Below are 3,407 nucleotides of genomic sequence, written 5' to 3'. Positions count from 1 at the left end.
GCGATCGTGATCGAAGTCTGTCCCGGCTGACGGCTCAGGGTCCCATCAGCCGCCGGCATCGTCAGGAGCGCACGACGTCGAGGCGGGCTCAGGACGCGATCCGATAGGTGATGTGCGTGGCGAATGGTGACTGGGATGTGTCGACGTGCTCCAGGTTCAATGTCTCCTCGAAGCCCTCGAACAAGCGCTTCCCACCGCCGAGGATGACCGGCGCGATCGAGATCGACAGCTCGTCCACGTGACCGGCCCGAGCGCCGTGCGGATCACGTCGGCTCCGCCCCCGACGGCCACATCCTTGCCGGCGGCCGCCCGCCTCGCCCGGGCGATCGCCTCGTCGAGGCCGTCCACGAACATGAAGCCACCGTCGCTCGGAGCCTCCTCCGGCCGGTGCGTCATGACGAACAGCGGCACCCCGAACGGGTTGTGACCGCCCCACGCTTCCGCGGCCTCGTACATCCAGCGCCCGATGACGACGGCGCCAGCACGGGCCATCGCTCCGTCGAGATACTCCTTGTCCGCTCCCGTGGCCTCGCCCTTCGGCGCCTGCTCGTAGCTCCACGGACCCCCGAACACCCAGTAGTGCAGTCGCTCGCCGCCTTCGCCCAAGCCACGGCCCGGACCGTCGTTCGGACCTGTGATGTACCCGTCGAGCAAGATCGTGATCGCCGCAACCACCTTCGTCATTGCGTTTCCCCTTGGTCGTCACCGTCCAGACCGGCGCAGCCAACGAAACTCATCGGCCGCGGGCAAGGCTCCCCCCGTGCAGTCGGAACGCTTACGGCCAGCCGGCATGAGGCACGTCCACACGCGCGGTCAGGATCCGACCCGTCTTCGCCTTGATCAGCTCGTCGATCCGGTCCGGGCCGAACCACTTCTGTGCCACCATGAACAGCGTCCGGCCGTCCTCGCCACCAAGCATGCACGCATAGCAGGGGCGGTCCAGCTCGATCCTGTCGAGCACCTCACCGCCCTCCCGAACCCGGAGGCAGACCCCTCCGTCGTCCGGACCAACGTCGGTCGTCCACACGGCACCCTCCGCGTCTAGGGAGATCCCATCGCCCGTGACGTCGGCCCACACGCGTCGGTTCGAAAGGCTGCCGTCGGCGCCGATGTCGAACGCGGTGAGCCGTCGGGCGAACGACTCGGCCACGATCAGCGTGGTGTTGTCGGGCGTCACGACCATGCCGTTCGGAAACGCCAGACCGTCCGCCACCTCGCGGGCGTCGCCGTCGGGCGTGACCAGCGCGATCTTCCCCGGCGCCCCCCCGCTCGCTATGACCTCGTTGAAGTCGGCGAAGTCGAAGTTGATGGAGTTGACAAAGGCGTTGCCACGTCCGTCCACCGTCATCTCACTCCAGCCGTACGGCGAGAGGTGGCTCAGGTCGGCGTGCCGCACGCGAGACCCGTCGGGCTCCACGCGGGTCAGCTCGGCGCCGGTGACGAGCATCCGTCCGTCCGGCAGCCAGTTGGCGGCCCAGCCACTCCCCCCACCACCTCGTCCCATGACCTCGCTGCTGCCGTCCAGGTCCACGGCGACGATCTCGTCGGTTCCCCAGCTCGAGAACCACAGGCGACCGTCGTGCCATCGCGGTGACTCCCCCATCCCGAAGCCTCTCAGCAGGATCTCTGACTTCCGAACGGACCGCTCTTGCGGCATCACGCTCCTCCTCCTTCGCCACCGAAGGGTCCAGACTGCAGCTCGGGCCCGAACTCATCGGTGCTCGGCCGGTGAGGATCAGAGCGCCCAAGCCGCAGTGCCTGCCGCACGGACGACAGCCGATCGGCGCCGTCTGGCGGGCCATAAGAGTCGGCTCGAACGTCTCCCTGTCAGTGTGCGCCTTCGCAACCAACTCGACGGGAAGGCGCTGAAGACTGACAGAAAGGTGGTTGCAGCCACGCCTCGTCCGGTGATCCCGTGAATATCCCGCATGACAACGAGAATCGAGGGGCAGCGACGGGAATCGACCAGGACGGAATCCAAGGTCAGCGCCCCTCTCCCACTCTCCGCCGCAGGTCACGAAATTGGCCGCGTCACGCTCTCAAGGTGGAGACAGGGGTTCAAATCCCGTTGGGACTACCAGGGGAATCGCATCGTCGGAGTTCTCGTCTCCACCCTGGTCAAGGTGCAGACACGGGTCCCCAGGCCACATGAAAGCGCAGGTCAACCGAGCAGAGCAGGATAGGTCGCTCGTCTCTCGTCCCGCATTTGTCCCGCAGACAACGTGAACGCGTCATGGCGCGGTGTCGAGATCGAAGCCCTCTGCCGGCCTGTCCCAATACCTCCAGCAGAGACGATCATAGGGGCGTTCACGTAGAAGACCAAGCGACGGCAGATGTTTCGGAACACCGGCTGCGCGATGCCCGAGCGCTCCGCCTGAGACGCTTCCGAGCGGTGCTCGCCTGGAAGCGTCTCGTTCATCGCATCGATGTCCATCTCCTCGGGCCGGTAGGTCCGAACCGGGTCCGTTCGCGGACCCCAGCCTCAGCGAGCCAGCTCCCGATATGGGCGACGAGGTCATTCGCGGACCGCCTCTCGGCGAAGTAGCCGACGCAGGTGAGACATTATGGGTGAGCACAACTCGTCGGGACAGCTTGCGAAGAGGCCGTCGGCCGCCCCTCGTATCGAGGAGGGCAACATGACCGTGCTGATGGATCCTGTTCGCATCGTCACTCCTTCCAGGACGGCGGTCCGGCCCGCAGCCCCACTGGATCGATCCGGCGACCCGCTGTCGAAGCCAAGCCCCTCGGAGCGCACGTTCGAGATCGAATCGCCGAACGGCTACGCACGGACGGTCGTCGGCACGATCGAGTACCTCGACGACGAAGCCCGCACGTACATGGTGCGATCGCGCATCGGCGAGCTCGTCCGGGTGCCGCTGCGGGACATCAAGCGGGAGCACGGCCACCTGCCGGAGATGCGGACATGAGCGGGGGGCGGCACCGCGGGTACACGCTCAGGACGAGTCGCGGGACGGGCTCATACCGCAGCTGGGAGCGAGCGGTCGGCGCCGCACGATGGACCGCCGAAGTGACGAAGGCGGACACCTCGATCGTGAACGACGACAGCGGAGAGACGTGGGACGTGAAGCCCGACGGTCGGGTTTCGGTCCAATCGATCTAGGAACCGCCACAGGTCGCGGTTTTAGGACGAGGCCGTCGCGCGTGACTTTTCCCGTGCGCCCCAGGCCCCCCTTGTGTCGGATGCACGCCTCCGACACGATCGACCTGGCGGCGACCACCGGCGGCCCCCGCCATTCCCCCGACAAGCCGACTTCCTGTGTGCAGAGCGAGGGCCCGGTTGCCCGGACCCTCGCTCGATGCGCCTGTGGGCTTCGGCCCTTACTCCATGTGGCCGTACTCCCCTGCGCCGCGGTTGTCTTCTGACTTCTCCGCGATGGCGCACTCCG

4 protein-coding genes are annotated in these 3,407 nt (G+C 66.8%); 2 read left to right on the top strand and 2 right to left on the bottom strand.

All coding sequences use genetic code 11. The features are described 5' to 3' along the window. Positions 1 to 156: 156 nt before the first annotated feature. Positions 157 to 684 carry a dihydrofolate reductase gene (locus VGC47_10710; protein HEX9855778.1) on the bottom strand — a complete coding sequence of 176 codons (528 nt, stop codon included), beginning with the start codon at positions 682 to 684 and terminating at the stop codon, positions 157 to 159. Positions 685 to 775: 91 nt separating this feature from the next. Continuing rightward, on the bottom strand, positions 776 to 1,657 hold the full coding sequence (locus tag VGC47_10705; protein HEX9855777.1) for an SMP-30/gluconolactonase/LRE family protein: 882 nt from the start codon (positions 1,655 to 1,657) through the stop codon (positions 776 to 778). A gap of 979 nt (positions 1,658 to 2,636) precedes the next feature. Between VGC47_10705 and VGC47_10700 the strand changes: the two genes are divergently transcribed. Continuing rightward, entirely contained in the window at positions 2,637 to 2,927 is a 291-nt protein-coding gene (locus VGC47_10700; protein HEX9855776.1) for a hypothetical protein, read from the top strand. Continuing rightward, a complete protein-coding gene (locus VGC47_10695; protein HEX9855775.1) occupies positions 2,924 to 3,121 on the top strand; it encodes a hypothetical protein in 198 nt (65 codons plus the stop codon). The genes VGC47_10700 and VGC47_10695 overlap by 4 nt, the downstream gene beginning before the upstream one ends. The last annotated feature ends 286 nt before the right edge of the window (positions 3,122 to 3,407 follow it).

The sequence above is a fragment of the Acidimicrobiia bacterium genome, assembly GCA_036396535.1.
GTDB lineage: Bacteria > Actinomycetota > Acidimicrobiia > Spongiisociales > UBA5794 > DASWKR01.
The sequence above is the reverse complement of the archived record's forward strand: the minus strand, read 5'-3'. Positions and strand labels throughout refer to the sequence as shown.

Bases quoted from the DNA above. Each gene is read 5' to 3' on its own strand.
- VGC47_10710 (HEX9855778.1), bottom strand. From the start codon at position 684: ATGACGAAGGTGGTTGCGGCGATCACGATCTTGCTCGACGGGTACATC.
- VGC47_10705 (HEX9855777.1), bottom strand. From the start codon at position 1,657: ATGCCGCAAGAGCGGTCCGTTCGGAAGTCAGAGATCCTGCTGAGAGGC.
- VGC47_10700 (HEX9855776.1), top strand. From the start codon at position 2,637: ATGACCGTGCTGATGGATCCTGTTCGCATCGTCACTCCTTCCAGGACG.
- VGC47_10695 (HEX9855775.1), top strand. From the start codon at position 2,924: ATGAGCGGGGGGCGGCACCGCGGGTACACGCTCAGGACGAGTCGCGGG.